At 69.3% G+C, this 25,799-nt stretch carries 22 protein-coding genes and 1 tRNA gene; 18 read left to right on the top strand and 5 right to left on the bottom strand.

Features of this window, described 5'->3' with window-relative positions:
* Window positions 1-4 precede the first annotated feature (4 nt).
* Window positions 5-1,687, bottom strand: a complete 1,683-nt coding sequence (locus tag AT699_RS24100) for a thiamine pyrophosphate-binding protein (protein WP_024070118.1) — start codon at window positions 1,685-1,687, stop codon at window positions 5-7.
* 167 nt (window positions 1,688-1,854) lie between these two features.
* Between AT699_RS24100 and AT699_RS24095 the strand changes: the two genes are divergently transcribed.
* From AT699_RS24095 to AT699_RS24080, 4 genes are all read left to right on the top strand, one after another.
* Window positions 1,855-2,760, top strand: coding sequence for a LysR substrate-binding domain-containing protein (locus tag AT699_RS24095; protein WP_006385526.1), 906 nt, complete (start codon window positions 1,855-1,857; stop codon window positions 2,758-2,760).
* 125 nt (window positions 2,761-2,885) lie between these two features.
* Window positions 2,886-3,869: a site-specific tyrosine recombinase XerD gene (xerD, locus tag AT699_RS24090; protein WP_024070116.1), complete on the top strand. Its 984-nt coding sequence runs from the start codon at window positions 2,886-2,888 to the stop codon at window positions 3,867-3,869.
* A 66-nt stretch (window positions 3,870-3,935) separates the two neighbouring features.
* Window positions 3,936-4,424, top strand: coding sequence for a Cys-tRNA(Pro) deacylase (gene ybaK, locus AT699_RS24085; RefSeq protein WP_026383153.1), 489 nt, complete (start codon window positions 3,936-3,938; stop codon window positions 4,422-4,424).
* A 147-nt stretch (window positions 4,425-4,571) separates the two neighbouring features.
* On the top strand, window positions 4,572-5,150 hold the full coding sequence (locus AT699_RS24080) for a DJ-1/PfpI family protein (RefSeq protein WP_006385523.1): 579 nt from the start codon (window positions 4,572-4,574) through the stop codon (window positions 5,148-5,150).
* 150 nt (window positions 5,151-5,300) lie between these two features.
* Here AT699_RS24080 and adhP read toward each other — a convergent pair whose 3' ends face one another.
* Complete coding sequence (gene adhP, locus AT699_RS24075; protein WP_006385522.1) at window positions 5,301-6,329, bottom strand: alcohol dehydrogenase AdhP; 1,029 nt, start codon at window positions 6,327-6,329, stop codon at window positions 5,301-5,303.
* Window positions 6,330-6,540: 211 nt separating this feature from the next.
* Here adhP and AT699_RS24070 point away from each other — a divergent pair, with 211 nt between their 5' ends.
* Window positions 6,541-6,930, top strand: coding sequence for a ribbon-helix-helix domain-containing protein (locus AT699_RS24070; protein ID WP_006385521.1), 390 nt, complete (start codon window positions 6,541-6,543; stop codon window positions 6,928-6,930).
* Between the two features lie 136 nt (window positions 6,931-7,066).
* Here the strand turns inward: AT699_RS24070 and pbpG are convergent, their stop codons facing one another.
* Window positions 7,067-8,350, bottom strand: coding sequence for a D-alanyl-D-alanine endopeptidase (gene pbpG / locus AT699_RS32300; RefSeq protein WP_024070114.1), 1,284 nt, complete (start codon window positions 8,348-8,350; stop codon window positions 7,067-7,069).
* 312 nt (window positions 8,351-8,662) lie between these two features.
* Window positions 8,663-8,737 (bottom strand) — tRNA-Arg (locus tag AT699_RS24060).
* Between the two features lie 215 nt (window positions 8,738-8,952).
* Here AT699_RS24060 and AT699_RS24055 point away from each other — a divergent pair.
* From AT699_RS24055 to AT699_RS24015, 9 genes are all read left to right on the top strand, one after another.
* Complete coding sequence (locus AT699_RS24055) at window positions 8,953-9,717, top strand: enoyl-CoA hydratase/isomerase family protein (RefSeq protein WP_006385518.1); 765 nt, start codon at window positions 8,953-8,955, stop codon at window positions 9,715-9,717.
* On the top strand, window positions 9,714-11,336 hold the full coding sequence (locus tag AT699_RS24050; RefSeq protein WP_006385517.1) for an AMP-binding protein: 1,623 nt from the start codon (window positions 9,714-9,716) through the stop codon (window positions 11,334-11,336). The genes AT699_RS24055 and AT699_RS24050 overlap by 4 nt, the downstream gene beginning before the upstream one ends.
* Window positions 11,333-12,283, top strand: a complete 951-nt coding sequence (locus AT699_RS24045) for a hydroxymethylglutaryl-CoA lyase (RefSeq protein WP_024070113.1) — start codon at window positions 11,333-11,335, stop codon at window positions 12,281-12,283. The genes AT699_RS24050 and AT699_RS24045 overlap by 4 nt, the downstream gene beginning before the upstream one ends.
* An 87-nt stretch (window positions 12,284-12,370) precedes the next feature.
* The gene (locus AT699_RS24040; RefSeq protein WP_006385515.1) at window positions 12,371-12,907 is read left to right on the top strand and encodes a MarR family winged helix-turn-helix transcriptional regulator; all 537 of its coding nucleotides are present in this window, start codon (window positions 12,371-12,373) and stop codon (window positions 12,905-12,907) included.
* Between the two features lie 90 nt (window positions 12,908-12,997).
* On the top strand, window positions 12,998-13,732 hold the full coding sequence (locus tag AT699_RS24035) for an enoyl-CoA hydratase/isomerase family protein (protein ID WP_058207472.1): 735 nt from the start codon (window positions 12,998-13,000) through the stop codon (window positions 13,730-13,732).
* Window positions 13,729-14,925, top strand: coding sequence for a CaiB/BaiF CoA transferase family protein (locus AT699_RS24030; protein ID WP_024070111.1), 1,197 nt, complete (start codon window positions 13,729-13,731; stop codon window positions 14,923-14,925). Before AT699_RS24035 ends, AT699_RS24030 begins: the two co-directional genes overlap by 4 nt.
* Before the next feature lie 72 nt (window positions 14,926-14,997).
* A complete protein-coding gene (locus AT699_RS24025; RefSeq protein WP_024070110.1) occupies window positions 14,998-15,969 on the top strand; it encodes a Bug family tripartite tricarboxylate transporter substrate binding protein in 972 nt (323 codons plus the stop codon).
* 151 nt (window positions 15,970-16,120) lie between these two features.
* Window positions 16,121-16,375, top strand: coding sequence for a type II toxin-antitoxin system prevent-host-death family antitoxin (locus AT699_RS24020; RefSeq protein ID WP_006385511.1), 255 nt, complete (start codon window positions 16,121-16,123; stop codon window positions 16,373-16,375).
* Window positions 16,372-16,800, top strand: coding sequence for a type II toxin-antitoxin system VapC family toxin (locus AT699_RS24015; protein WP_035181958.1), 429 nt, complete (start codon window positions 16,372-16,374; stop codon window positions 16,798-16,800). The genes AT699_RS24020 and AT699_RS24015 overlap by 4 nt, the downstream gene beginning before the upstream one ends.
* Before the next feature lie 75 nt (window positions 16,801-16,875).
* Here the strand turns inward: AT699_RS24015 and AT699_RS24010 are convergent, their stop codons facing one another.
* On the bottom strand, window positions 16,876-17,829 hold the full coding sequence (locus tag AT699_RS24010) for an NAD(P)H-dependent flavin oxidoreductase (protein WP_024070109.1): 954 nt from the start codon (window positions 17,827-17,829) through the stop codon (window positions 16,876-16,878).
* 220 nt (window positions 17,830-18,049) lie between these two features.
* Between AT699_RS24010 and AT699_RS24005 the strand changes: the two genes are divergently transcribed.
* From AT699_RS24005 to AT699_RS23995, 4 genes are read left to right on the top strand one after another with little or no spacing between them, the layout of a single operon-like run.
* Window positions 18,050-19,249: an MFS transporter gene (locus tag AT699_RS24005; protein ID WP_006385507.1), complete on the top strand. Its 1,200-nt coding sequence runs from the start codon at window positions 18,050-18,052 to the stop codon at window positions 19,247-19,249.
* Window positions 19,250-19,265: 16 nt separating this feature from the next.
* Window positions 19,266-19,427, top strand: a complete 162-nt coding sequence (locus AT699_RS32015; RefSeq protein WP_024070108.1) for a hypothetical protein — start codon at window positions 19,266-19,268, stop codon at window positions 19,425-19,427.
* A gap of 59 nt (window positions 19,428-19,486) precedes the next feature.
* On the top strand, window positions 19,487-22,150 hold the full coding sequence (locus AT699_RS24000; protein WP_024070107.1) for a PD-(D/E)XK nuclease family protein: 2,664 nt from the start codon (window positions 19,487-19,489) through the stop codon (window positions 22,148-22,150).
* A 3-nt stretch (window positions 22,151-22,153) separates the two neighbouring features.
* On the top strand, window positions 22,154-25,717 hold the full coding sequence (locus AT699_RS23995; protein ID WP_024070106.1) for a UvrD-helicase domain-containing protein: 3,564 nt from the start codon (window positions 22,154-22,156) through the stop codon (window positions 25,715-25,717).
* Window positions 25,718-25,799: the final 82 nt, after the last annotated feature.

Genomic DNA, 25,799 nt, shown 5'->3' with positions numbered 1-25,799 from the left:
GGTATCAGTGCCGGGCCTTGAGCGCCGCGTCGCGGATCTTGTCCAGCGTGGTCGACGGCGTGATGGTCTGCGGGTCGATGAAGCAGTGCAGGATGGCCGGCTTGCCGCTGGCCAGCGCGCGTTCGAACGCCGGGCCGAACTGCTCGGTGGTCTCGACGCGTTCGCCGTGGCCGCCGAAGGCGCGGGCGTAGTCGGCGAAGTCCGGGTTCTTCAGCTCGGTGGCGGAAATGCGGCCGGGGTAGTGCTTTTCCTGGTGCATGCGGATGGTGCCGTACATGCCGTTGTCGACCAGCACCACGATGATGGGCAGGTCGTACTGCACGGCGGTGGCGAATTCCTGGCCGTGCATCAGGAAGCAGCCGTCGCCGGCGAAGCAGACCACGGTCTTGTCGGGCCAGACGCGCTTGGCGCCCACGGCGGCCGGCAGGCCATAGCCCATCGAGCCCGAGGTCGGCGCCAGCTGCGTGCCGAAGCGGGTGAAGCGGTGGAAGCGATGCAGCCAGGTGGCGTAGTTGCCGGCGCCGTTGGTCATGACGGCGTCGGCCGGCAGCGTCTTTTCCAGGTAGGCCATGACCTGGCCCAGCTGCAGCGCGCCCGGGGTGGTGACGGCCGTCGGGTCGCTCCACTTCAGGTACGACTCGCGCATGGCCTGCGTGCCGTCGGCCCAGGCCGGTTGCGCGGGGGCCTTCAGGCCGGCCAGCGCCTGGGCGAAGGCGGCGGGCGAGGTGTTGATGGCCAGCGTGGGGCGATAAACGCGGCCCAGTTCAGCGGCGTCCGGATGCACGTGCACCAGCTTCTGCTTCGGCACCGGGATGTCCAGCAGCGTGTAGGCCTGGCTGGGGTTTTCCGACATGCGGCCGCCGACCAGCAACACCAGGTCGGCGTCGGCCACGCGCTTGAGCAGGGCCGGGTTGATGCCCAGGCCGACGTCGCCGATGAAGCACGGATGGTCGGCCGGGAAAAGCATCTGGCGGCGGAACGACACCGCCGTGGGCAAGGCATGGCGCTGCGCGAAGTCGGCGAACTGCTGCACCGCGCGCGCGTCCCAGCGCGTGCCGCCGAGAATCGCGACGGGATTGCTGGCCTGGGCCAGCAGTTGCTCCAGGTCGGCCAGCTGGCCGGCGGTGGGGGCGGAATCGATGACCTCGTAGCGCGGCGCGTCGGCCACCTGGGCGGCTTCGACCAGCATGTCCTCGGGCAGCGCGATCACCACCGGGCCCGGACGGCCCGAGGTGGCGATGTGGAAGGCGCGCGAGATCAGTTCGGGAATGCGCTCGACCTGGTCGATTTCGGTGACCCACTTGGCCTGCGTGCCGAAGACGGCGCGGTAGTCCATTTCCTGGAAGGCTTCGCGCTCGCGCATGCCGCGCTCGATCTGGCCGACGAACAGGATCATCGGGGTCGAGTCCTGCTTGGCGATGTGCACGCCGGCCAGCGCGTTGGACGCGCCCGGGCCGCGGGTCACCATGCAGATGCCGGGTTCGCCGGTCAGCTTGCCATGGGCGTCCGCCATCATGGCCGCGCCACCTTCCTGGCGGCAGACGGTGACCTTGATGTCGGCGTCGTGCAGGCCGTCCAGCACCGCCAGATAGCTCTCGCCGGGAACGCAGAAAACGTGTTTGACGCCCTGGGCGACGAGCTGGTCGACGAGGATGTGGCCGCCGAGGCGGGATGCTTGCTGGGACATGGTGGGTGTCAGGATGAGCCGAGATTAAGACATCCGAGCATAATGTTCCTTGATCGCACAACGCAATTGATAAAATTGCACAATCTATTGAGCCGCCGGCACGACCCGGCGCCAGGCGCCACGCGGCGTGCGGCGGTGGTCCCCGGTTTTGTTGCGTCCCTGACCCCATGAGAAACGGCATCCCCAATCTGAGCGCCCTGCAGGCCTTCGAGGCTTCGGCCCGCCTGGGCAGTTTTTCCCGGGCGGCCGAAGAGCTGTCCCTGACCCACAGCGCGGTCTACCGCCAGGTGGCCAGCCTGGAGGCACGGTTGGGCGTGCAGTTGTTCACGCGGGTGCGGCGCCGCATCGTCCTGACCGATCATGGCGCGGAATATGCGGGACGCATCCGCCATCACCTCGACCAGATCGAGAAGGACACCTTCGGCCTGGTGAGCCGCACCGGCATGGGCCGCAGTATCCATATCGCCGTGGTGCCGACATTGGCCACCACCTGGCTGATCCCGCGGCTGGCGGATTTTCAGCGCGAGCAGCCGGACATCACCGTCAGCCTGTCGGTGCGCACGCTGCCATTCCAGTTCAAGGACCAGCCGTTCGACGGCGCGCTCTACCACGGCGACACGCTGTGGCCGGGCACCCAGGGCGTGCTGCTGTTTCCGGAACGCGAGCTGGTGCCGGTGTGCGCGCCCGAGCTGGCGGCGCGCGTGACCGAGGCCGGCGCCGGCGCGCTGGCCGGCATGACCCACCTGCACCTGAGTTCGCGGCCCGATGCCTGGCGCCAGTGGTACGGCGCCAACAACTACCTGTACGGCCCGCAGGCGGCCGGGGGGCCGCGCTACGAACTGTTCACCATGGTGATGGCGGCGGTGCAGGCCGGGCTGGGCGTGGGCCTGATGCCGCGCTTCCTGGCGCAGCCGGCGCTGGACCAAGGCGCGCTGGCGATGCCGGTGCCGCAGTCGCTGACGGTCAGCCAGGGCTACTACTTCGGCTATCCGCAGCGCAGCGAGCGTTCCGAGGCCCTGAAGCTGTTCGAGACCTGGCTGAAGTCGGCGGCGGCGGCGGTCGCGGGACGCTGAATGCTCAGGCGACAGCGCCGCCGTAGAATGTTGCCCATCCCGCGGCCGATGCCGCGCCAGGCCTTAGCGCGGCGCTCCGCTACGCCTTGGCCGACCCGTTTTCCTGACGCCTTCCTCCCGGTCCCATGCCTGATTCCCGCGCGCCGCTTGCTTCCCAGGCCGACATCGATGCCTTCATCGACGCCGTCTGGCTCGAGGACGGCCTGTCGGCCAACACCCTGGCGGCCTACCGGCGCGACCTGACCGGCTTTGCCCGCTGGCTGGAAGACCCCGAGGCCTACGCCCGCGAGATGGCCGACCGCTACGGCGACGCGGCGTCGGCGCACGCGCTGCCGGCCGGCCCCGCCAAGGCGCTGGCCGAGGCCGGCAAGGCCGATATCGAGGCCTGGTTTGCCTTTCGCCACGAGGAAACCCGCGCCACCACCGCCAACCGCCGCCTGGCGGCGCTGCGGCGCTTCTACGCCTGGGCATTGCGCGAGCATCGCGCGGCGCATGATCCCTGCCTGACGCTGGTGGCCGCCAAGCAGCCGCCGCGCCTGCCCAAGACGCTGTCCGAGCAACAGGTCGACGCGTTGCTGCGCGCGCCGGACCTGAACGAGCCGCGCGGCCTGCGCGACCGCGCCATGCTGGAAATGCTGTATGCCACCGGCCTGCGCGTGTCCGAGCTGGTTGGCGTGCGGGCGCTGGACGTCAGCCTGAACGAAGGCGTGGTGCGCGTGGTGCTGGGCAAGGGCGGCAAGGACCGCCTGGTGCCGCTGGGGGCGGAGGCGGCGCACTGGATCGACCAATACATGAAAATGGCGCGGCCCGAGCTGGCCGCGGGCCGCGTCAGCGACGCGCTTTTCATCACCGGCCGCGCCGAGGCGATGTCGCGCCAGGCGTTCTGGCAGCTGGTGAAGAAGTACGCGGTGCTGGCGGGCGTGCATGCGCCGCTGTCGCCGCACGTGCTGCGCCACGCCTTCGCCACCCATCTGCTGAACCATGGCGCCGATCTGCGCGTGGTGCAGATGCTGCTGGGCCACGCCGACATCTCCACCACCCAGATCTACACGCATGTGGCGCGCGAACGCCTGAAGGCCTTGCACGCGGCGCATCATCCGCGCGGCTGACGCGGGCGTTTGCGCGCCATCGCCGGCCTGCCTACACTTTTGCCTTCGCCTTTTCGCCGCACCACCATGAGCAAAGCCCGCCACGTTTCCGAAACGCCCGCCACCCAGTTCCTCAAGCAGCACAAGGTGGCGTACACCGAACACACCTACGACTACGTCGATCACGGCGGCGCCGGCGAGGCCGCGCGCCAGCTGGGTCTGGACCCGCACGCGGTGGTCAAGACGCTGGTGATGGAAGACGAATCGGCCAAGCCGCTGATCGTGGTGATGCACGGCGACCGCGAAGTCTCCACCAAGAACCTGGCGCGCCAGGCTGGGCTGAAGAAGGTCGAACCGTGCAAGCCGGAAGTCGCGCAGCGTCATTCCGGCTACCAGGTCGGCGGCACCTCGCCGTTCGGCACGCGCAAGAAGATGCCGGTGTGGGTCGAGGCCGAGGTGCTGCAATACCCGGTCGTCTACATCAACGGCGGCCGCCGCGGCTACCTGGTGGGCATCGACCCGAACGTGCTGGTGAGCCTGCTGGACGCCAGGCCGGTGACCGTGGCGCTGGAATAAGGGGCGCAGCGGCCTCGCGGCCCGCGTGGTATCCCGTTACCACCCTCGCGTCCTCCGGCGGGGGCACAATGGTCCAAGAACATCAAGAACCGGCCGCCCGGTCCGCGGGCGCACCAGCCGGCGATCCCCCATCCCCAGGAGACAAACATGAGCAAGAGACTGTTGATGCTGGTCGGCGACTACGCCGAAGACTACGAAACCATGGTGCCGTTCCAGACGCTGCTGGCGGTGGGCCATACGGTGCACGCGGTTTGCCCCGGCAAGAAGTCCGGCGAGAGCATCGCCACCGCCATCCACGACTTCGAGGGCGCGCAGACCTACAGCGAAAAGCGCGGCCACAATTTCGCCCTGAACTATGACTTCGACCGCGTCGAGGCCGATTCCTACGACGGCCTGGTGATCCCGGGCGGACGCGCGCCGGAATACCTGCGCCTGAACGAAAAGGTGCTGGAGATCGTGCGCGCCTTCGACAAGGCCGGAAAGCCGATCGCCGCCGTCTGCCATGGCGCCCAACTGCTGGCGGCCGCGGGCATCCTGGAAGGCCGTACCTGCTCGGCCTATCCCGCCTGCGCGCCGGAAGTACGCCTGGCCGGTGGCACCTACGCCGAGATCGGCATCGACCAGGCCTACACCGACGGCAACCTGGTGACGGCGCCGGCCTGGCCCGCGCATCCGGCATGGCTGGCGCAGTTCCTGGCCGTGCTTGGGACCCGGATCACGCACTGAACCGGCCGCGTGGCGGGCGCCGCCTTGCGCGATCCGCTGCCGCGCCATGAAAGGGGATGCGCCGTTCCCGCGCCCTGCGTGCATTCCCGCTCCACCGCAAAACAAAGGCGCCTGCCATGGCAGGCGCCTTTTTGCAGGGCGAGGCGAGTGTTACGCCGCCATGTCCAGCACGATGCGGCCTTCGATCTGGCCGCGGCGCATGCGGTCGAACACGCTGTTGATGTTCTCCAGCTTCTCGGTCGCCACGGTCGCGCGCACCTTGCCTTCCTCGGCGAACTGCAGCGATTCCTGCAAGTCCAGGCGCGAACCCACGATCGAACCGCGCACCGTCACGCCGTTGAGCACCATGTCGAAGATCGACAGCGGGAAGTCGCCCGGCGGCAGGCCGTTGAGCGCCACCGTGCCGCCGCGACGCACCATGCCCAGCGCCTGCTCGAAGGCCTTGGGCGAAACCGCCGTGATCAGCGCGCCGTGGGCGCCGCCGATTTCCTTCTTCAGGTAAGCCGCTGGATCGGTGGCCTTGGCATTCACGACCACCTCGGCGCCGAGACGCTTGGCGAAATCCAGTTTGTCGTCGTCGATGTCCACGGCCGCCACGTTCAAGCCCATGGCGCGCGCATACTGCACCGCCATGTGGCCCAGGCCGCCGATGCCGGAGACCACGACCCAGTTGCCTGGCCGTGTGTCCGTCATCTTCAGGCCTTTGTAGACCGTGACGCCGGCGCACAGTACCGGGGCGATGTCGACGAAGCCGACATTCTTCGGCAGCAGGCCCACGTAGTCGGCCGCGGCCAGCGCGTACTCGGCGAAGCCGCCGTTGACGGAGTAGCCGGCGTTCTGCTGCTGTTCGCACAGCGTCTCCCAGCCGCCCAGGCAATGCTCGCAATGGCCACAGGCGGAATACAGCCAGGGGATGCCGACGCGGTCGCCTTCCTTGACGTGCGTCACGCCTTCGCCCACCGCCACCACGTGGCCCACGCCTTCGTGGCCCGGGATGAAAGGGGGATTGGGCTTGACCGGCCAGTCGCCCTCGACCGCGTGCAGATCGGTGTGGCAGACGCCGCAGGCCTCGATCTTCACCAACAGTTCGCCCGCGCGCGGGCGCGGCACCTCGACTTCTTCGATTTCCAGGGGTTTGCCGAACGCGCGGGCCACCGCGGCCTTCATGGTCTTGTTCATTGCTGCCTCCGAAGTCAGATCAGTCTTAGCATGCTCGGATGGGTACGCGTCCGAGACCTTGATTTATATCAACGGTGTCCGGATGGGGACGGCAAGGAAACTTATCGTTGCAGAATCGGCGAGGTCCTCCTGCCGGCAGGGGTGTCTTGCCGTGCCGCCGGGTGTCGTCGTAAAGTGGCTCGCAAGTATCGTGTCCGCACCAGGAGCGCCCATGTGTGAAATCTTCATCCGCGCCAGCGAACAGTCCTACGCGCCCGAAACCCGCTCCCTGCGCCTGCATGGGGCGGCCACCAGCCTGCGGCTGGAACAACTGTTCTGGCAGGTGCTGGAAGAGATCGCGGCGCGCGACGGCATGCGGGTCACGCAATTGATCGAGCGCCTTTACGACGAACTGGTGGAGTACCGCGGCGAGGCCGCCAATTTCACCTCCTTCCTGCGCGTGTGCTGCCTGCGCTACCAACTGCTGCAGGCCGAGGGCCGCATCCCCGCCGATGCCGCGGTGCCGATCCGCTCGCTCAACGCCAAGGCGGTGCTGGAAGGCCTGCCGCCTTCGATGTACGACCCGCAACCGCTGCGGCCGAAACGGGCGGTCGCGGCGTAGGCGTGCATACACAGGCCTTCCGAAGGCCGCCGTTGTGGAAAGCGGATGCCCGCGTCCGCGCATGCGGCGGGCCGGCGCCGGACGAAAAAAAGCCCGATCCAGGATCGGGCTTTTTCGTGGGCGGGCGAGGCGCGGATCAGCCGCCGGGTTGGGCCGAGGCCATGGCCACTTCGCTTTGCACGATGCGGCGGATGCGCACCGCATCGCCGATGCGCGACAGCTTGCCCTGCGAGTCCAGCAGCACGATGGCCAGGTCGCGGCCATTGATGCGCGCCAGCATCACCAGGCATTCGCCGGCTTCGTTGATGTAGCCGGTCTTGGACACCTTGATGTCCCAGTCGGGCTTGCGCACCAGCAGGTTGGTGTTGCGGAAGGTCTGCGTGCGGTTGTTGATCTCGACGTCGTACTCGGTATCGGTGGAGTAGCGGTGGATCAGCGGACGCTGCGAGGCGGCGCGCAGCAGGCGGGCCAGGTCGTGCGGCGACGACACGTTGTCGCTGGACAGGCCGGTGGGTTCGATGAAGTGCGTGCTGGTCATGCCCAGCGACTGCGCCTTGGCGTTCATGGCGGCCACGAACGCGGGCAGGCCGCCCGGATAATGGCGGCCCAGCGCGTTGGCGGCGCGGTTCTCGGAAGACATCAGGGCCAGGTGCAGCATGTCGCCGCGCGACAGCTTGGTGCCCACGCGCAGGCGCGAGGTGGTGTGCTTGAGGCCGTCGATGTCTTCATCGGTGATCTCGAGCATCTCGTCCATCGGCTGGTTGGCATCCACCACCACCACCGCGGTCATGAGCTTGGAAATCGAGGCGATGGGGCGCACCACGTTTTCGTTCTTGGCGAAGATCACGGTGGACGTGGCCAGGTCCTGCACATAGGCGGTGCTGGAACGCAGCGCGGCGGCTTCGGCGCGCACCGACACCGCGGGCGGCGGCATGGCGGCGGCCGCCGCAGCGGCGGCCGTGCGCTGCGCGCGCGACGGTTTGTTCGGCTTGCCGTTCTTGCCGGCGGCGCCCTTCTTGGACGAACCCTGCTGCGCGACGGCCTGCTTGCCGCCCTTGGGAGGCGCCTTTTTGCCGGCGGCCTGCTTGGGCGCACCCTTGCCCGCGGCCTGTTTGCCGGCGGCGCCCTTGGGCGTGGATTTGGCGGCGGCCGACTTGGGCGCGGCTTGCTTGCCGGCGGCTGCCTTGGGCGCGCCCTTGGCCGCGTTCTGCTTGGGGGCGGCGGCCTTGCCGGCGCCGGCCTTCTTGGCGGGAGCGGGCGCCTTCTTGGCTTGTTGCGCCTTGCAAGCGGCCGACTTGGCGTTGGTCTTGCAGGGGTCGGTATTCTTCGCGGCGAGCGCGGCGGAGGGCAGGAGCGCGCACATCGCCAGCGCCGCCGGCGCTATCGCGTTCGCAATTGCACGTTTCCAGTTAAATGCCATGGTTTGAACAGGCTTGTCAGTCTGTGAAGAATTGTTTCCCTGATCGTGCTCGCGACGGTTCAGGAAAAGTCCAGATGAATTAGAGGCTTACGCGTCGAATTTAAACAGCAATTTCAAGTGACGCGCAAGACGATTCGCTATCATCGCCCAAAAAAATATCGGGGTCGTATTGACGGATGGCGTATTCGTCACCAAACGCGTCCCGAGACGCTACCGGCGCGCGGCGCGTGAGCGTAGCCCGGATTAACCCTCATCTGGCTGAAAGCGGGGAATTTTCTTGCGATGGCCTGCGGAATCGAGGCCGGGGATGGGTGGCCTCGCCGGGTGGAATCGAACCACCAATTGACCCTTAGGAGGGGCCGGTTATATCCATTTAACTACGGCGAGACTGCGCGATGGCTTCGCGCTGGAATCGCATCAGGCCAAGTGACGCCTAGTGCTTTGATATTCCAGGGAAAGACCGGCGCGCAAGTGTAACACCATTGGATAAGCACCGAAATTTAGTGGATTAAATCAACTATATGCCCTATATTGCCTGGCATGGCCAGTCGTCGTCGCCGCACGGCGGTCCGGCCGCATACCCAGAACATCCAGGAGCAGGCATGACCCCGACTTTCCACACGATCCTGCTGGACGTGCAGGACCGTGTCGCCACGGTGACGCTGAACCGGCCCGACAGCCGCAACGCGCTCAATTCCCTCATGTGCGCCGAATTGGTGCAGGCCATGCAGCAACTGGCTGACGATCCGGACGCGCACGTGGTGTTGATCGCCGCGGCCGGCACGGCATTCTGTGCCGGCGCCGACCTCAAGGAGCGCAAGACCATGTCGAACGCGGAAATGACGGCGCGCCGGGTACAGGGCTTCGCTGCCTATGCCGCGATCGAACGCCTGCCGCAGCCGGTGATCGCGGTGGTGCAGGGCGCGGCGTTCGGCTCCGGTTGCGAGATCGCCGGCGCCTGCGACTTCGTGCTGGCCTCGTCCGAGGCCACGTTCTGCTATCCGGAGGTGGGGTGGGGCACGGTCGGCGCCACGCAGCGCCTGCCGCGCATCGCCGGCGCGCGCAAGGCCAAGGAATTGCTGTTCACCGGCCGCCGTTTCGATGCGGCCGAAGCGCGCGAGATCGGCCTGGTCAATCATGTATATGCGCCCGACGCGCTGGCGGGCGAAGCGGCGCGCATGGCGGCGGCCATCGCGCGCGCCGCGCCGCTGACCGTCAGGCTGACCAAACGCAGCATCGACCAGGGATTGGCGACCACGCGCGAAGGCGCGATGGCGATCGAGTTGCTGGCCATCGAGGAAAATCTGCGCGGCAGCGACTGGAAGCAGGCCATCGCCGGCTTCGGCGCGGCGGGAGACAAGGCATGATCGGTCCGATGACCCTGTCGCAGGCGCTGGCGCGCCAGGTGGCCGAGCGCGGCGCCGCCGAGGCCTTCGTCGCGCCCGGCGAACGCCACACCTGGGCCGCGCTGCAGGATGGCGCGCAACGTATCGCCCGCGGCCTGCATGCGGCCGGCGTGCGCCGTGGCGACCACGTCGGCGTGCTGCTGGGCAACGGCGGCACCTGGGTGCAGGTGTTCTATGCCTGCGCCATGCTGGGCGCCGTGACGGTGCCGGTCAATACGCGCTTCAAGACCGATGAGCTGGCGTTCTGCCTCAGGCAGGCCGACGTCAAGCTGCTGCTGACGGCCGACTCATTCCTGGGCATCGACTTCCTCGGCCTGCTCACCCAGGTCGAGCCGGCGCTTGACAGTGGCTTGCCCGGCGAGGCGCTGCCGTTGCTGCGGCGCGTCGTGGTGCTGGGCGCGCGCTGCCTCGCGGGCGCGCAGCCGTGGCAGGACTTCCTGCGTGCCGGCGAGACGGTCGACGATATCGAGCTCGACGCCGCCCTGCGCGCCGTGGCGCCCGACGACGTGTTGCTGATCCAGTACACCTCGGGCACGACCTCGTTTCCCAAGGGCGTGATGCTGACGCATGCCAACATGCTGACCAACGCCTGGGCCGCGGCGCAGCGCATCGGCGTGCGGCCCGACGACCGCTATTTCAGCATCCGTCCGTACTTCCATGTGGCCGGCACCACCCTGTCGATCCTGGTCAGCCTGATGACCGGCTGCTGCCTGCTGACGCTGCCGAAGTTCGACGTGGCCGAGGCGCTGCGCATGCTCGACGAAGAACGCTGCACGCTGACGTCCGGCAACGACACCATCTTCCTCATGCTGATGGGACATCCCGATTTCGACCGCAAGCGCATCCATCTGCGCGGCGGATGGGCGGCGGCAGGTCCGCAGGTGATGGGCAAGATCCGCGACGTGATGGGCGTGCCGGGCATCTGCAACGCCTACGGCCAGTCCGAGGCCTCGCCCAACATCACGCTGTCCGCGCACGACGATCCCTTCGAGCTGCGCGCCATGGGTTGGGCGTTGCCGCATCCCGGCATGCAGGTGCGCGTGGTGGACCCGGGCACGGGCGCGCCGCTGCCCGCCGGCATGCAGGGCGAGATCCAGGCGCGTGGCTGGAGCGTGATGAAGGGCTACTACAAGATGCCCGAGGCTACCGCCAAAGCGCTTGGCGCGGACGGCTGGCTCAGCACCGGCGACCTGGGCGAAATGGATGCGGCGGGCCGGCTGCGCATGGTGGGCCGCCTGAAGGACATGTTCCGCGTGGGCGGCGAGAACGTCGCGCCGGCGGAAGTGGAAGAGACCCTGCACGGCCACCCCGCCGTGCGCATGGCGCAGGTGGTGGGCGTGCCGGATGCGCGCCTGGGCGAAGTGCCGGCGGCGTTCGTGCTGCTCAAGGAAGGCCAGGACTGCACGCCGGACGAGCTGACGGCCTGGTGCAAGGCGCATTGCGCCAACTTCAAGGTGCCGCGTTATGTCGAGATCGTCGACAGCTTCGAGCACATCGGCATGACCGGCAGTTCCAAAGTGCAGAAGAACAAGCTGCGCGCCCACGCGCTGGCGCTGTTCGGACTGGAGCAGCAGGCATGAGCGCGCGCGACGTGGTGCTGTGCGAATGTTTCGCGCGCGACGGCCTGCAGCATGAGCCGGACTTCATCGACACCGCGGTCAAGGTCGACCTGATCGACCGCTTTGCCGCGCTGGGCTTCGAGCGGGTCGAGGCGACCTCGTATTCCAATCCCAAGGTGGTGCCGCAATTCGCCGACGCCACCGAGTTGCTGGCGGCGCTGCCGCGGCGCGCCGGCGTCTGGTACAAGGCGACCTGCGCCAATGCGCGCGCCGTCGAGCGCGCGCGGGCCGACCTGGATGCCGGCATCGGCGCCAACGAGATCAGCCTGCTGGTCTCGGCCAGTGAATCGCATTCGACGCGCAACCTGAAGCGCGATCGCGCCGCCCAATGGGACAACATCGCGGAGATGGCGCGGCTGGCGGACGGCCGTTTCCGCCTGATCGGCACGATTTCGGTGGCGTTCGGCTGCCCGTTCGAAGGCGCCGTCGATCCGGAGACGGTCATGGCCGACGCGCGGCGCTTCGCCGCGCTGGGCGTGGACATTGTCACGCTGGGCGACACCACCGGCATGGCCACGCCGGCATCGGTGCGCGACCTGTATGGGCGCATGGCGCGCGAGGTGCCGCAGGTGACCCCGGTGGCGCATTTCCATGACACGCGCGGCACCGGCCTGGTGAACTACGTGGCGGCGCTGGAGGCAGGCGTCACCCACTTCGATTGCGCCTTCGGCGGTGTCGGCGGGCATCCGGCCAAAGTGCGCTACGGCGGCGGCCATACCGGCAACGTCGCCACCGAAGATCTGGTCAGCCTGTTCGAGTCCATGGGCGTGCGCACCGGCCTGGACCTGGCGGGGCTGGCGGCCGTCTCGGCCCATTGCCAGGAAGTGCTGGGTCGCGCCCTGCACAGCCGGGTGGCGCAAAGCGGGCTGAACCCGCTGATCGGCGTTGCCGCGGGAGCGGTCGCGTGATGGCCGCGCGCCGCCTTTGTATATCATGCGGGCAGTGGCGCGCGCCGGGCGCGAACGCCACGTTTTCCCGCACCTGACGAGTCCGCCATGGCCACCCGCACCGCATCCAAGTCCGCCACCGCCGCGCGTCCCGCACCCCGGGCGCTCAAGGAACTGTTCTCGTACCGGCTGAACCGGCTGGCCTATGTTTCCAGCCGCATTGCCGCCGGCTTGAACGAAAGCCGCTACGGCGTCGGTCCGCGCGAATGGCGCATCATCGCGCTGCTGGGCGCGGCGCCCGACATGTCGTTGAACGCCGTGGCGCGCGAAGCCAACATCGACAAGAGCCAGGCCAGCCGCACCGTGTCCGAACTGATCGAGCGCGGCCTGATCCAGCGCAGCGCCGACAGCCAGGACGGCCGTGGCGTCAGCCTGGACCTGACGCGCGCCGGCCGCGCGCTGTACGAGGAAATTTTCCCCGCGGCGATCGAGCGCAACGAAAGCATGCTGTCGGTGCTATCGGATGCCGAGCGCGAGGCGATGGAGCGCATGCTGGACAAGCTGACGGCGCATGCGCTGGAGATGTTGAACGAATGCAAGGCGGAGGTGCCGGCGCGCCGCGGCCGCGGCGTGCAGCCGCGCTAACGCGTGGGCGCGCGCCCCGCGCCTTTTTTTACCCTTATTGTTGATTTAATCAATCACTTTGCTTGTCGCCATTGGAAGAGGATATCCGTGATGTCGGAATTGATCATTGAAGACCTGGGCGTGGTGCGGCTGCTGCGCCTGAACCGTCCGGAAAAGCACAACGCCCTGAACACCGCGTTGACCACGGCGCTGCTGGAGGCCTTGCGCCAGGCGGACCGCGACGACGCGGTGCGCGCGGTGGTGCTGGCGGGCAACGGCAAGTCGTTCTGCGCCGGCGCCGACACCGGCGAGTTCTCGGCCCTGACGCCGGAACAGCCCGACGCGGTGCTGCGCCGCGCCGACCTCACTACCGATCTGCACTTGGTGTTCTCGCGCATGGTCAAGCCGGTGATCGGCGCGGTCCATGGCAATGCGCTCGGCGGCGGCGCCGGCCTGGCGCTGGCGTCTGACCTGACCGTGATGGCCGAGGACGTGCGCTTCGGCTATCCGGAACTGCGCCACGGCATCGTGGCCGCGGTGGTCATGGCCAACCTGGTGCGGCAGGTGGGCCGCAAGCATGCCTTCGAGCTGGTGGCGATGGCCGAGCCCATCGACGGCGCCCGCGCGCTGCAGCTGGGCATCGCCAACCGCGTCGCGCCCGCCGCGCAGGTGCTGGACCAGGCATTGGCGATGGCGCAACGCCTGGCTGGCTGGGAGCCGGCCGCCATGGGCCTGACCAAGCGCGCCTTCCATCGCGCGGCCGACCTGGGGCTGGCCGAGGCGCTGGGCGTGGGCCGCGACGCCAACGTCATCATGCGCGGCTTTCGCCAGGGAGCGGCGCGATGAGGCCGCTCGAAGGCGTCACCATCCTGGACCTGTCGCGCGTGCTGGCGTGCCCGTTCGCCTCGATGATCCTGGCCGAGCTGGGCGCCGACGTGATCAAGGTCGAACAGCCCGGCGGCGGCGATGAGACGCGCGGCTTCGAGCCCAAGGTGCGCGGCGAAGGCGGCACCGAGTCGGCCTATTACCTGGCCTTCAACCGCAGCAAGCAATCGGTCACGGTGAACTTCCGCCACCCCGAAGGGCAGGCGCTGATCCGGCGCCTGGCGCAGACCTGCGACGTGGTGGTCGAGAACTTCCCGGTCGGCACGCTCGCCAAATACGGGCTGGACCGCGAGCACATCGCGCCGGACAACCCCGGCCTGATCTATTTCTCGTGCACCGGCTTCGGCATGACCGGGCCGTACGCGCCGCGCAAAGGCTATGACACCGTATTCCAGGCCATGGGCGGCATCATGAGCCTGACCGGCGAGCGCGGCGGCGGCCCGGTCAAGCCGGGCCTGCCGGTGAGCGACCTGACCTCGGGCCTGTGGGCAGCCATCGGCATCCTGTCGGCGCTGGTGGGGCGGGCGCGTTCGGGGCAGGGCTGCCACATCGACTTCTCCATGCTGGACGGCCAGGTCGGCCTGCTGTCGCTGGCGGCCGCGCGTTACTTCGCGCTGGGTGAGGTGCCGCCGCGGCTGGGCACCGAACATCCCGGCCGGGTGCCGTCCGCCGCCTTCGAGTGCGGCGACGGACGCTGGGTGCAGATAACTGGCAGCGATCAGCACTGGAAGCCGCTGTGCGAGGCGCTCGACCTGCCGCAATGGGCCGACGATCCGGAGCTGGCGCGCAACGCCGTGCGCGTGGCGCGCCGCGACGAAGTCATGGCCGGCCTGTCGGCGGCCGCCGCGCGGCTGACGCGCGACGAACTGTGTCGCCGCTGCGATGCGCGCGGCGTGCCGGCCGGCCCGATCCTGGACGTCGAGGAAATCCTGCACAACGAGCACGTGCTGGCGCGCGGCATGGTGGCCAGCTACGAGCATCCTGCCATCGGCCGCTTCGGCGCGGTGCCGGTGCCGTTCAAGTTCGATGGTTTCGACGATCCGCGGCTGGAGCGTCCGCCCTTGCTGGGCGAGCACACCGACAGCGTGCTGGCGGGCCGGCTGGGCCTGTCGCCGGCGCAGATCGAGGCGTTACGCGCGCAGGGCGCGATCTAGCCATCGGGGCCATGAGCCCCGGGGCCTTTCCCCGCACCACGCATAAAACACAAATATCCCAGGAGACAAACCATGAAGACTCTGAAGCGCCTGCTGTGCGGCGTGGCGGTGGCGGGCGCGTTGTGCGCCCCTGTCGTCGCCGCCGATTCCTATCCCTCGCAGCCGATCACGCTGGTCAACCCGTATGCCGCCGGCGGTCCCGCCGACGTGCTGGGGCGGGCGCTGGCGCGCGAGCTGGAAAAGCAGTTGGGCAAGACCATCATCGTCGAGAACAAGGCCGGCGGCGGCGCGGCCATCGGCGCCAACTTCGTGGCGCGGGCCAAGCCGGACGGCTACACGCTGTTGCTCGGCACGTCGGCCGCCCACGTGGTGACGCCGCTGATGCAGCAGACGCCGTACGACGGCATCAAGGACTTCGCCTTCGTCTCGATCGTCGCCAACCAGCCCAACATGCTGGTGGTGCGGCCCACGCTCAAGGCCGACAGCGTCGAACAATTGATCGTGATGGCGCGCAAGGAACCGGGCCGCATCAACTATGCCTCGGCCGGGCCGGGCAGCTCGCCGCACCTGGGCGCCGAACTGTTCCGCGAACGCGCCGGCGTGGACATCGTCCACATCCCCTACAGCGGCGCGGCGCCCGCCATCAATGACCTGGTGGGCGGCCAGGTGGATATGGCGGTGCTGAACCTGGCCGCCAGCCTGCAGTTCATCCGTAGCGGCCGGCTCAAGGCGCTGGCCTACGCCAACGGCCAGCGCTCGCCGTTGTTGCCGGATGTGCCGACCCTGGCCGAATCCGGGGTGAAGGGCGCGGAGTCGGCGTCCTGGTACAGCCTGGCCGCGCCCAAGGGCACGCCGCCGGAAATCCTCCAGCGTCTGAACGATGCGGTGGCCAAGATCAACGCCGATCCTGAATACAGCAAGCTGATGCAGGCGCAAGGGGTGGATCTGTGGAACATGACGCCGGCGGAGGCCACCGCCTTCGTCGAGAAGGACCAGGCCACCATGCGCAAGCTGGTGCAGGCGGCGGGGTTGATGAAGAAATAGGACGGTTCCGGCGGCCGGAATGACGGTTTGCCGCCCTGGTCGGATCCTGATGAGCGGGAAAATCTCCCGGTGGCCCTGGCTGCCGGGGTTGTTTCATTGCTTTCTATGTAGTAACGTTACTACGTTATTTGTGAGGATCAGGGGATGCATCATGTCTATCACCACACTGTCCAGCCGGGAACTCAATCAGGACGTGACCCGCGCCAAGAAGGCGGCCCTGCATGGCCCGGTGTTCATCACGGACCGCGGCAAGCCATCCCACGTCCTGCTCGGCATCGAGGAATACTGGCGCCTGGTCGGCCAAAAACGAAATCTCGTCAGCGCATTGTCGATGCCGGGCCTTGCCGGCATCGATCTCGATGCCCCGCGCTCACGCGAGCTGCCCCGTCCCGCGGACGTCGACTGATGTTCCTGCTGGATACCAATGTGCTGTCCGAGCTGCGCAAAGCCGGCGACGGCAAGGCGGACAGGAACGTGATCGCCTGGTTCTCGAACGAGGACGCGGTGAACTTCTACGTTTCGGCGATCACGCTCATGGAAATCGAAATCGGCATCCTGCGCATGGAGCGGCGGGATGCCGACCAGGGCGCGCGCCTGCGGGCCTGGATGCGCGATCGCGTCCTGCCGGAATTCTCCAACCGGACGCTGCCGCTCGATGCGGCCGTGTCGTTGCGTTGCGCCAGGTTGCATGTGCCGGATCTGCGTCCGGAACGGGATGCCTTCATCGCGGCTACCGCGCTGGTGCACGGGATGACGCTCGTTACGCGAAACGTGTCCGATTTTTCCGGTTGCGGGGTCCGCCTCGTGAACCCTTGGGAAGCGAGTGCCTGAAAGACAACGCCCAGGCTGCGCCGGCGTTGAGCCGGCGTCGGATGTCCCGCGCCGACCGACGGCGGCGCTTCGCCGTCAACCCGCCAGCGCCGCCACGCGCCTGAGCGCGTCGCGCGTTTCCGCCACCAGTTGCTCCATCACGGCGCCGGCCGGCTGCAGGCTGTCGATCAATCCGGCGCTCTGGCCGGCCTCGACCTTGCCGCCCTGCACGTCGCCGTCGAAGGCTGCCTGCTTGAGGGAACTGCCGGCGAACATCGTCTCCAGCATGGCCTCGTCGCCGCCGCGCTCGGCCGCAAGGTAGTCGCGGGCGAAGGCGTTGCGCAGCATGCGCACCGGCGAGCGGCCGCGCCCCACCAGCGTGGTGTCGGCCACGCCGGCCGCCAGCACCGCGTCCTTGTAGGCATCGCACACGCCGGCCTCGGGCGTCAGCAGGAACCGGGTGCCCAGTTGCGCGCCCGCGGCGCCCAGGCACAGCGCGGCCGCGATGCCGGCGCCGTCGGCGATGCCGCCAGCCGCCACCACCGGCACCGACACGCGCCGCGCCACCGAGCGCAGCAGCACTTGCAGGCCGATTTCATCGGGGCCGGGATGGCCGCCGGCCTCCAGGCCGACGGCGATCACCGCGTCCACGCCGGCCGCTTCGGCCTTGGCGGCATGCTCGGGGCTGGCGATGACCTGCAGCCATTTGACGCCCGCCTCGCGCGCGCGGCCGATGTGCTTCTGCGGCCCGCCCTGCGAGGCGATGATGACCGGCACGCCTTCGGCCAGCGCGATGTCCATGTGTTCCTGCGCGCGCTTGTTGTAGAGCGGGATGTTGACCGCGTAAGGCGCGTCGGTGCCGGCGCGGACCTCGCGGATGGCGGCCAGCAGCGCCTCGGGGTACATCGGGCCGGCGGCGATCACGCCGAGCCCGCCGGCGCGCGACACCGCCAGCGCCAGCGCCGCGTTCGACGAGGCCCAGCTCATGCCGCCCTGGATGATGGGATAGCGCGTGCCCAACAGGCGGGTCAGCGGGGTTTGCAGAGTCATGGCTGATCAGAAGAGGGAAAAACCCATTCTGGAATATATGGTTGATAAAATCAACTATATTTTGCGTGGCACGCCAGCGGGCGCGGCGAGCACGCCATGCGCGATGCGCCGACGCGGGTATTGCCGGTCGCGCCAGGTTATTTGTTTATGATGTGCGCGTCTGGCCCAAGGCCCGGCCGTCCCGAGGAGGGGGCGCCTTTCCCCATCAATAAGAACAATCATGTCCAGCACTACCGATACGCGTTACGTGCGCACCATCATCCTGGGTACCCTGGTGGTGCTGCTTGCCATGGGCGTGCGCGCCACCTTTGGCCTGTTCATGCAGCCCATGGGCCTGGCCCACGGGTGGGGCCGCGATGTGTTTTCCATGGCCTTCGCGCTGCAGAACCTGGTGTGGGGCGTGGCCTGCATCTTCATGGGCATTCTGGCCGACCGCCATGGCTCCGGCCGCACCATCGCGCTGGGCGCGGTGCTGTACATGCTGGGCATGATCGGCACGCGCTTTGCCACGGACGAAACCACGCTGTACCTGAGCGCCGGCGTGCTGGTCGGCCTGGGGCAGGCCGGCACGACGTTCCCCGTGATCCTGCCGGTGGTGGCGCGCGTGGTGCCGCCGGCCTACCGCAGCACGGCCATGGGCATTGCCAGCGCCGGCGGCTCGCTCGGCCAGTTCGCCGTGGTGCCGACCGGCCAGGCGCTGATCACCGGCCTGGACTGGCCGGGCGCGCTGTGGGCGTTGTCGCTGTTCGTGGCATGCGCCGCGCCGCTGGCCTATTTCCTGCGCGGCCGGCCGCAGGCCCACGGCGGGCCGCAGCAGTCGCTGGCGGCGGCGGTGCGCCAGGCGGTGCGGCACCCGTCGTTCCACTTCCTGTTCTGGAGCTATTTCGTCTGTGGCTTCCACACGGCCTTCATCACGCTGCACCTGCCGGCCTACGTCACCGACGGCGGCCTGACGCCGGGGCAGGGCGCCACCGCGATCGCGCTCATCGGGCTGTTCAACGTGCTGGGGTCGTTCTACGCCGGCAAGCTGGGCGGCAAGTACAGCAAGAAGCGGCTGCTCGCGGTGGTCTACGGCATGCGCGCATTCGGCATCCTGCTGCTGCTGTGGATGCCCCTGTCGCCGTGGGTGCTGTATGCGTTCGCGGCCTGGATGGGGCTGTTCTGGCTCGGCACCGTGCCGCTGACGCAGGGGCTGATCGGCCAGATCTATGGCCTGCGCTATGCGGCGACCCTGTCCGGCATCGTCTTCCTGGGGCACCAGGTCGGCAGCTTCATCGGTGTCTGGCTGGGCGGCTACGCCTATGCCAAGACCGGCAACTACGACCTGGTCTGGTGGCTCGGCGTGGCGCTGGCGGTGGCCGCGGCCTTGCTGTGCCTGCCGGTGCGCGAACAGCCGCTGGCGCAGCCGGCCGCAGCCTGACAGGTCGCAACCCGCCATGAACGCCCGGCCTGCTCCCACGCCCGCCCGCCGCCATCGCGGCTGGCGGCTGCTGGGCTGGACGGCACTGGCGCTGGTGCTGGGCCTGGCCTTCTGGGGCTACACCACGCCCGAGATGCAGATCCACTGGGAAAGCCTGGCTTCGCTGTGCGGTTTTTAGCCGCGCTGGCGCGGCGGCCTCGCGGTATCCTACGGCGGTGAACGATTCTTCGCCTTTCCATGCAGGACGACCCGCTTTCCCATCCTGACCTCAGCCTGCCCGAAATCGGCGCCATGCCCGCCGCCGACCTGCTGGTGCTGACGGTCAACAACCGCCTGTCGCGCCGGCTCACGCTCGAGCTGGCCGGGCTGTTGCGCCAGGAACGCCAGGTCAGCGAACTGCCGCGCATCCTGCCCCTGTCCGCCTGGCTGGCCGAGTCCGCCAACGAACTGGCGTTCGAGGACGACGAGGACGTGCCGGCCTATCGCCTCGACAGCTTCGCCACGCAGCTGGTCTGGACCGAGGCCATCCGCGCCGAAGAAGCCGAGCGCGTGCTGCTCGACGCCAGCCAGGCCGCCCGCCTGTCGATGGACGCCGACCTGCTGATGGACGAATGGACACTGCAGGTGCCGTCCGGCGCCGATACCGATGAGTACCGCGGCTTCGCCCGCTGGCGCCAGCGCTACCGCAAGGCGCTGGCCGCCATCGACGCCGAAGACGCGAACCAGGGTTATGCGCGGGTGTTGCGGGCGCTCGAAGACGGCCGGCTGGCCGTTCCCGGGCAGCTGGTGCTGGCCGGCTTCACCGATCTGTCGCCGCGTTTCCGGCGCCTGCTGCGCGCCTTCGAAGACCAGGGCTGCCTGATCGCGCAATGGCGCGATACCCAGCGGGCGCCGGCCACGCCGCGGCGCTTCGAGGCGGCCGACCACGGCGCCGAATGGCGCGCGGCGGCCGAATGGGCCGCGGGCCAGCTGGCGCAGCATCCCACCGGCCGCTACGCCATCGTTTCGCCGCAGCTCGAGGCCGAGTCGCCGTTCGCGCGCCGCATCCTGAGCCAGGCGCTGGCCGGCCGCGATGGCGCGCCGGCATTCGCCTTCAACGTGGCCGTGGGCCGCCCGCTCGACGAATGGCCGATGGCGCGCGCGGCGCTGGCCTGGCTGCGGGCGCTGGCCGAATGCGCGGCCGGCAAGGGCTGCGCCGTCGAGGTGCTGGGCGCGGCCCTGCTGGCGGGGCACTGCGCGGGCGACGTCAGCGAACGCGCGCGCCTGGCCGCCATCGACGCGCGCTGGCGTCGTCGCGGGCAGGTCCATGTCGGCGCGGCCGAGTGGCGCAAGCAACTGGCGGCCTTGCCGCCGTTGGCGCAGGCCTGGGACCAGGCCATGGAAATCTGGACGCGCGGTGGCGCCCGCGCGTCTTGCGACGTCTGGATGCTGCGCATGAAAGCGGCGCTGACGGCGCTGGGCTTTCCCGGCGAAGGCGTGCTGGACAGTGTCGGCTACCAGGCGCTGGGGGCGCTGGGGGAAGCCCTGGGCGGTTTCTCCGCGCTGGCGCCCGCCGCCGGCAAGCTGGGCGGCGTGGCGGCGGTCAATCTGCTGCAGAGCGTGGCGCGCTCGGCTTCGTTCCAGCCGCAGCGCGATCCCTCGGCGCGGCTCGACGTGCTGGGCCTGCTGGAAGCCGAAGGCGGCTTCTGGGACGGTATCTGGATACTGGGCCTGACCGACGACGTGCTGCCTGCCTCGCCCAAGCCGAATCCGTTGCTGCCCCTGGCGGTGCTGCGCCAGGCCAAGGCGCCGCGCGCCACGCCCGAACGCGAACGCGAATGGGCCGAGGGCATCTACGCGGCGTTGTGCCGTTGCGCGCCGCAGGTGATCGTCAGCCATGCGCACATGGACGGCGAACGCGAACTGCGGCCGTCGCCGCTGATCGCCGCTGCTGCCCCCACCGACTGGCGGCCGGCGCCGGTCGCGGCCGTGGCCGCCCTGCCGCAGGAATCGCTGGACGATATGCGCGGACCGCCGCTGGCGGCCGATGACCGCGGCGGCGGCGGCCTGGACGTGCTCGACACGCAGGCGCGCAACCCCTTGTGGGCCTTCGTGCGGCATCGGCTGGGCGGGCGCGAGCTGGCGCCCTATGCCGACGCGGCCACGGTGAACGTGCGCGGCCAGTTCCTGCACAAGGCGCTCGAGCTGGTGTGGGGCATGCTGCCCGACCAGGAGGCCCTGCACGAAACGCTGGCAGCGGGGCGCCTGCCGGCGCTGCTGGAACAGGCGGTGGCGCAGGCGGCGGACGAGGAACTCCAGGAATACGCGCCGGCCCTGAAGGCGCTGGAATGCGCGCGCGCCAGGACGGTGCTGGCGGCGTGGCTCGACATGGAGGCGCAACGCCTGCCGTTCGCGGTGGCGCAGGTCGAGAAAAACCACCAATGGCGCCATGGCGCGCTGCACCTGAAGCTGCGGCTGGACCGCATCGATACGCTGGCCGATGGCCGCAACGTCATCGTCGACTACAAGACCGGGGTGGCCGCCGCCAAGCCCGAGCCGGATTGGTCGCGCAGCCGCCCCGTCAACGTGCAACTGCCGTTCTATGCCTCGGTGCTGGCCGATGCCGCCGGCGGCGAGGTGGCCGGCCTGGTGCTGGCCCAGATCCACGCGCGCCAAGTGGCCGCGCAGGGACTGGCCGACGAAGACCTGGGCATGGAAGGCGTGACGCTGGCCGCCGAGAGCAAGTATTTCGATGGCTTGTCCTGGCCCGAGATCCGCCAGCGCTGGCGCGCCGCGATCGAGTCGCTGGCCGATGAATACGTGGCGGGCTACGCCGCCAACGTCGCCTATCGCCGCGACGACCTGAAATACTGCGATGCGCTGCCGTTCCTGCGCTTGCACCTGGACGATGAGGACGCCTGAGCCATGGCCGATGTCGAACGCCAGCCCCAGGACCACGCCGCCCGCGCGGCCGCGCTGGACCCTGCCCGCTCGTTCCTGGTGCAGGCTCCCGCCGGCTCCGGCAAGACCGAGCTGCTGACCGACCGCATCCTGGCGCTGCTGGCCACCGTCAACCGCCCCGAGGAAATCGTCGCCATCACCTTCACGCGCAAGGCCGCGTCCGAGATGCATGCGCGCGTGCTCAGCAAGCTGCGCCGCGGGCTGGACGCGCCGCCCGAGGCCGCGCACGAACGCCGCAGCTGGGACCTGGCGCGCGCCGCGCTGGCGCGCAACGACGCGCAGCAGTGGCATCTGCTGGACCACCCCGCGCGCCTGGCCATCCGTACCATCGACTCGTTCTGCGCCGGCCTGGTGCGCAGCATGCCGTGGCTGTCCGAACTGGGCGGCATGCCCGAGATCACCGACGACGCGCGAGCGCATTACGAGGCCGCGGCCCGCGCCACGCTCGACCTGGCGGACGACTACGACGCGGTGCGCATCCTGTTGCAGCACATGGACGTGGACGTGCAGGCCGCCAAGGACGCCATCGCCGACATGCTCGGCCAGCGCGACCAGTGGCTGCCGCTGCTGCGCCACGGCTCCGACCGCGAGGCCCTGGAAGAAACGCTGGCCGAAGCCATCGGCGAGGACCTGGACGCGCTGTGCGAGGCCATGCCGCTTGGCTGGGCCGAAGCGCTGTGCGGTCCCGCGCGGCTGGCCGCGGCCCAGTTGCAGGACGGCGGCGAAGACGACCGGCTGGCGCCGCTGCGCGACTGGACCGACGAACTGCCGGCCGACGCCGAGGCGCTGGACCAGTGGCGCGCCGTGGCCCATCTGCTGCTGACCGGCACCGGGTCGCTGCGCAAGACCGTCAACAAGAACCTGGGCTTTCCCGCCAAGTGCGCGCATAAGGAACCCTTCGTCGCCTGGCTCGAGAGCGCCGATGGCGACGCCCCGTGGGTGCGGCGCCTGGCTGCCGTGCGCGATATCCCCGCGCCGCGATTGAGCGATGCCCAGTGGGAAGTGCTGGGCGCGCAGCTGATGACGCTGGCGCTGGCCGTGGCGCAGCTGCGGCTGCGCTTCGCCGATACCGGCGAGGTCGATTTCATCGAGATCTCGCAACGCGCCGCCGCGGCGCTGGGCAGCGCCGACGATCCCGGCGAACTGCTGCTCAAGCTGGATGCGTCCATCCGCCATCTGCTGATCGACGAATTCCAGGACACCAGCCAGACGCAGCTGGATCTGTTGAAAACGTTGACCTCCGGCTGGCAGGCGGGAGATGGCCGCACGTTGTTCCTGGTGGGCGACCCGATGCAGTCGATCTACCGTTTCCGCAAGGCGGAAGTGGGCCTGTTCCTGGAAGTGGCGCAGCGGGGCGTGGGGGAACTCCAGCCCGGCTTTCTCAACCTCACCGACAATTTCCGTTCGCAGGCGGGCATCGTCGACTGGGTCAACGAATCGTTCGCGCAATTGCTGCCCAAGCGCAGCGACGCCGCCGCGGGCGCCATCAAGTACAGCCCGTCCAGCGCGTTCCACGAGACCCTGCCGGATCCGGCGGTGCGCTTTCATCCCGCCTGGTCGCGCGGCGGCGGCGTTCCGGCGGAGGAGCAGGCCGAGAATATCGCGGTCGGCCTGGTGCGCCAGGCGTTGGCGGACCACGCGGGCAGCAAGCATCCGGTCGCCATCCTGGTGCGGGCCCGCAGCCACCTTGGCAACCTCACGCGCCGGCTGGCGCAGGAGGGCATCCGCTGCCGCGCGGTGGACCTGGTGCCGCTGGCGTTGCGGCCGGTGGTGGCGGACCTGGTGCAGTTGGTGCGGGCGCTGTCCCACCCGGGCGACCGGCTGGCCTGGCTGTCGGTGCTGCGGGCGCCGTTCTGCGGCCTGACGCTGGAATCGTTGCAGCGCCTGTTCGGCGCCGACCACGTCACGCCGGTGCCGGTGCTGCTGGAGCGGTTGTTGCGCCCCGCGCCGGCCCGGCCCGCCGACACCCCGCCGGTGCGGGCCGTCTCGGCCACGGTCCCAGCCGCGTCGCGGCAGGGCTCGCTGTTCGACGACACCGAGAATCCGGCGCAGGGGGCGTTGTTCGATGACGCCGCGCCGCCTGGCGATCCGGCCGGGACGACCCGGCAAACAGGCGCGGCGTTGCCGCCGGACGATGCCGGCGCGCGGCTTTCGGCCGAGGCTTTGCTGCATCCCGATGAATACGCCCGCCTGCGGCAGGTGGCGGCGGTGCTGCTGGACTCGCGCAACGCCTCGGGCGCCATGCCATTCGCGGCCTGGATCGAGACGCTGTGGCGCCGCCTGGGCGGTCCCGCGCTCTACAGCGGGCCGTCGGTGGCCAATGATGCCGAAAGCCTGTTCCAGCTGGTCGAGCGCCTGGCGCCGCACGGCGCCATCGATCCGGCCGCGCTGGACGCCGGCATCGCGCGGCTGTTCGCGGCGCCCGATGCGGCCGACGAAGAGGCTGCCGTCGAGATCATGACCATGCACAAGTCCAAGGGCCTGCAGTTCGAAACCGTCATCCTTTACGGCCTGCATCGCGCCCCGCGCGGCGACCAGCCGCCGCTGGTGCGCTTCGAGCAAAGCGGCGGGCGGGTGCTGTTCGGCCCGGTCAAGCCGCGCGCCGAGACCGAGGCCGACCCCGTGTCGCGCTACCTCGGCGCGCGCGAGGCGCGCCGCGCTTCCTACGAAATCGACCGCCTGCTGTACGTGGCCGCGACCCGCGCCCGCAAGCGCCTGCATCTGGTTGGCCACGTCGCCATCGACGAAGCCACCGGCCAGGCCAAGACACCGTCCTCCGCCAGCCTGCTGGGCCGCCTCTGGCCCTGCCTGACAACACCCGTGCCGCCCGCGACGGACGGCGATGGCGCCGAACCCCGCGACGACGGCCCGGAATGGCAAGGCGAGCCCCTGCGCCGCGTGCATCGCGACGGCCTGGCGCAACTGGCGCGCCAGGCCGATGTCGCCATCAGCCCTGGCTTCGCCGCGGCCGCGCGCGGCGCCTGGGGCGACAGCGCCGAGCATCCCGCCTGGCAACTCGAATCCGGCTACGACGCCGCCATCGGCACCCTGGCCCACGCCTGGCTGGCCCGCATCGGCCAGGACGGCATCGCCGCCTGGCCAGCCGAGGCCCTGGCCCACCGCCTGCCCGCCATGCGTCGCCAACTGACCCGCGCCGGCATCCCCGCCAGCCAGGCCGATACCGCCGCCGAAGCCGTCCTGGATACCCTCCAGTCCACCCTCGCCGACGACCGTGGCCTCTGGCTCCTGTCCCAATCCGGCGCCCGCCGCGAATGGCCCCTCATCGACGCCGCCGGCAAGGTCTCCGTCATCGACTTGGCCCTGAGCACCGAAGACGGCTGGCTGATCGTCGACTACAAAACAGGCCGCCCCCAACCCAACGAATCCCCCGCCGCCTTCGCCCAACGCATGCGCCAACGCCACGGCGACCAACTCCTGCGCTACTGCGCCCAAGTCACCGCCCTGGACGGCCGCAAAGCCCGCGCCGCCCTCTACTTCCCCCGCGCCCGCGCCTGGATCGACCTATAGCTCCTCACCAAAACGAACCCAGCACCGCAACGTCCTCGCCTTCAGGAAAAAATCCAAAGCAAGCAACCAAGGAAAAGTGAGG

Source organism: Achromobacter xylosoxidans (assembly GCF_001457475.1).
In the GTDB taxonomy this organism is placed as follows: domain Bacteria; phylum Pseudomonadota; class Gammaproteobacteria; order Burkholderiales; family Burkholderiaceae_B; genus Achromobacter; species Achromobacter xylosoxidans.
The sequence above is the reverse complement of the archived record's forward strand: the minus strand, read 5'-3'. Positions and strand labels throughout refer to the sequence as shown.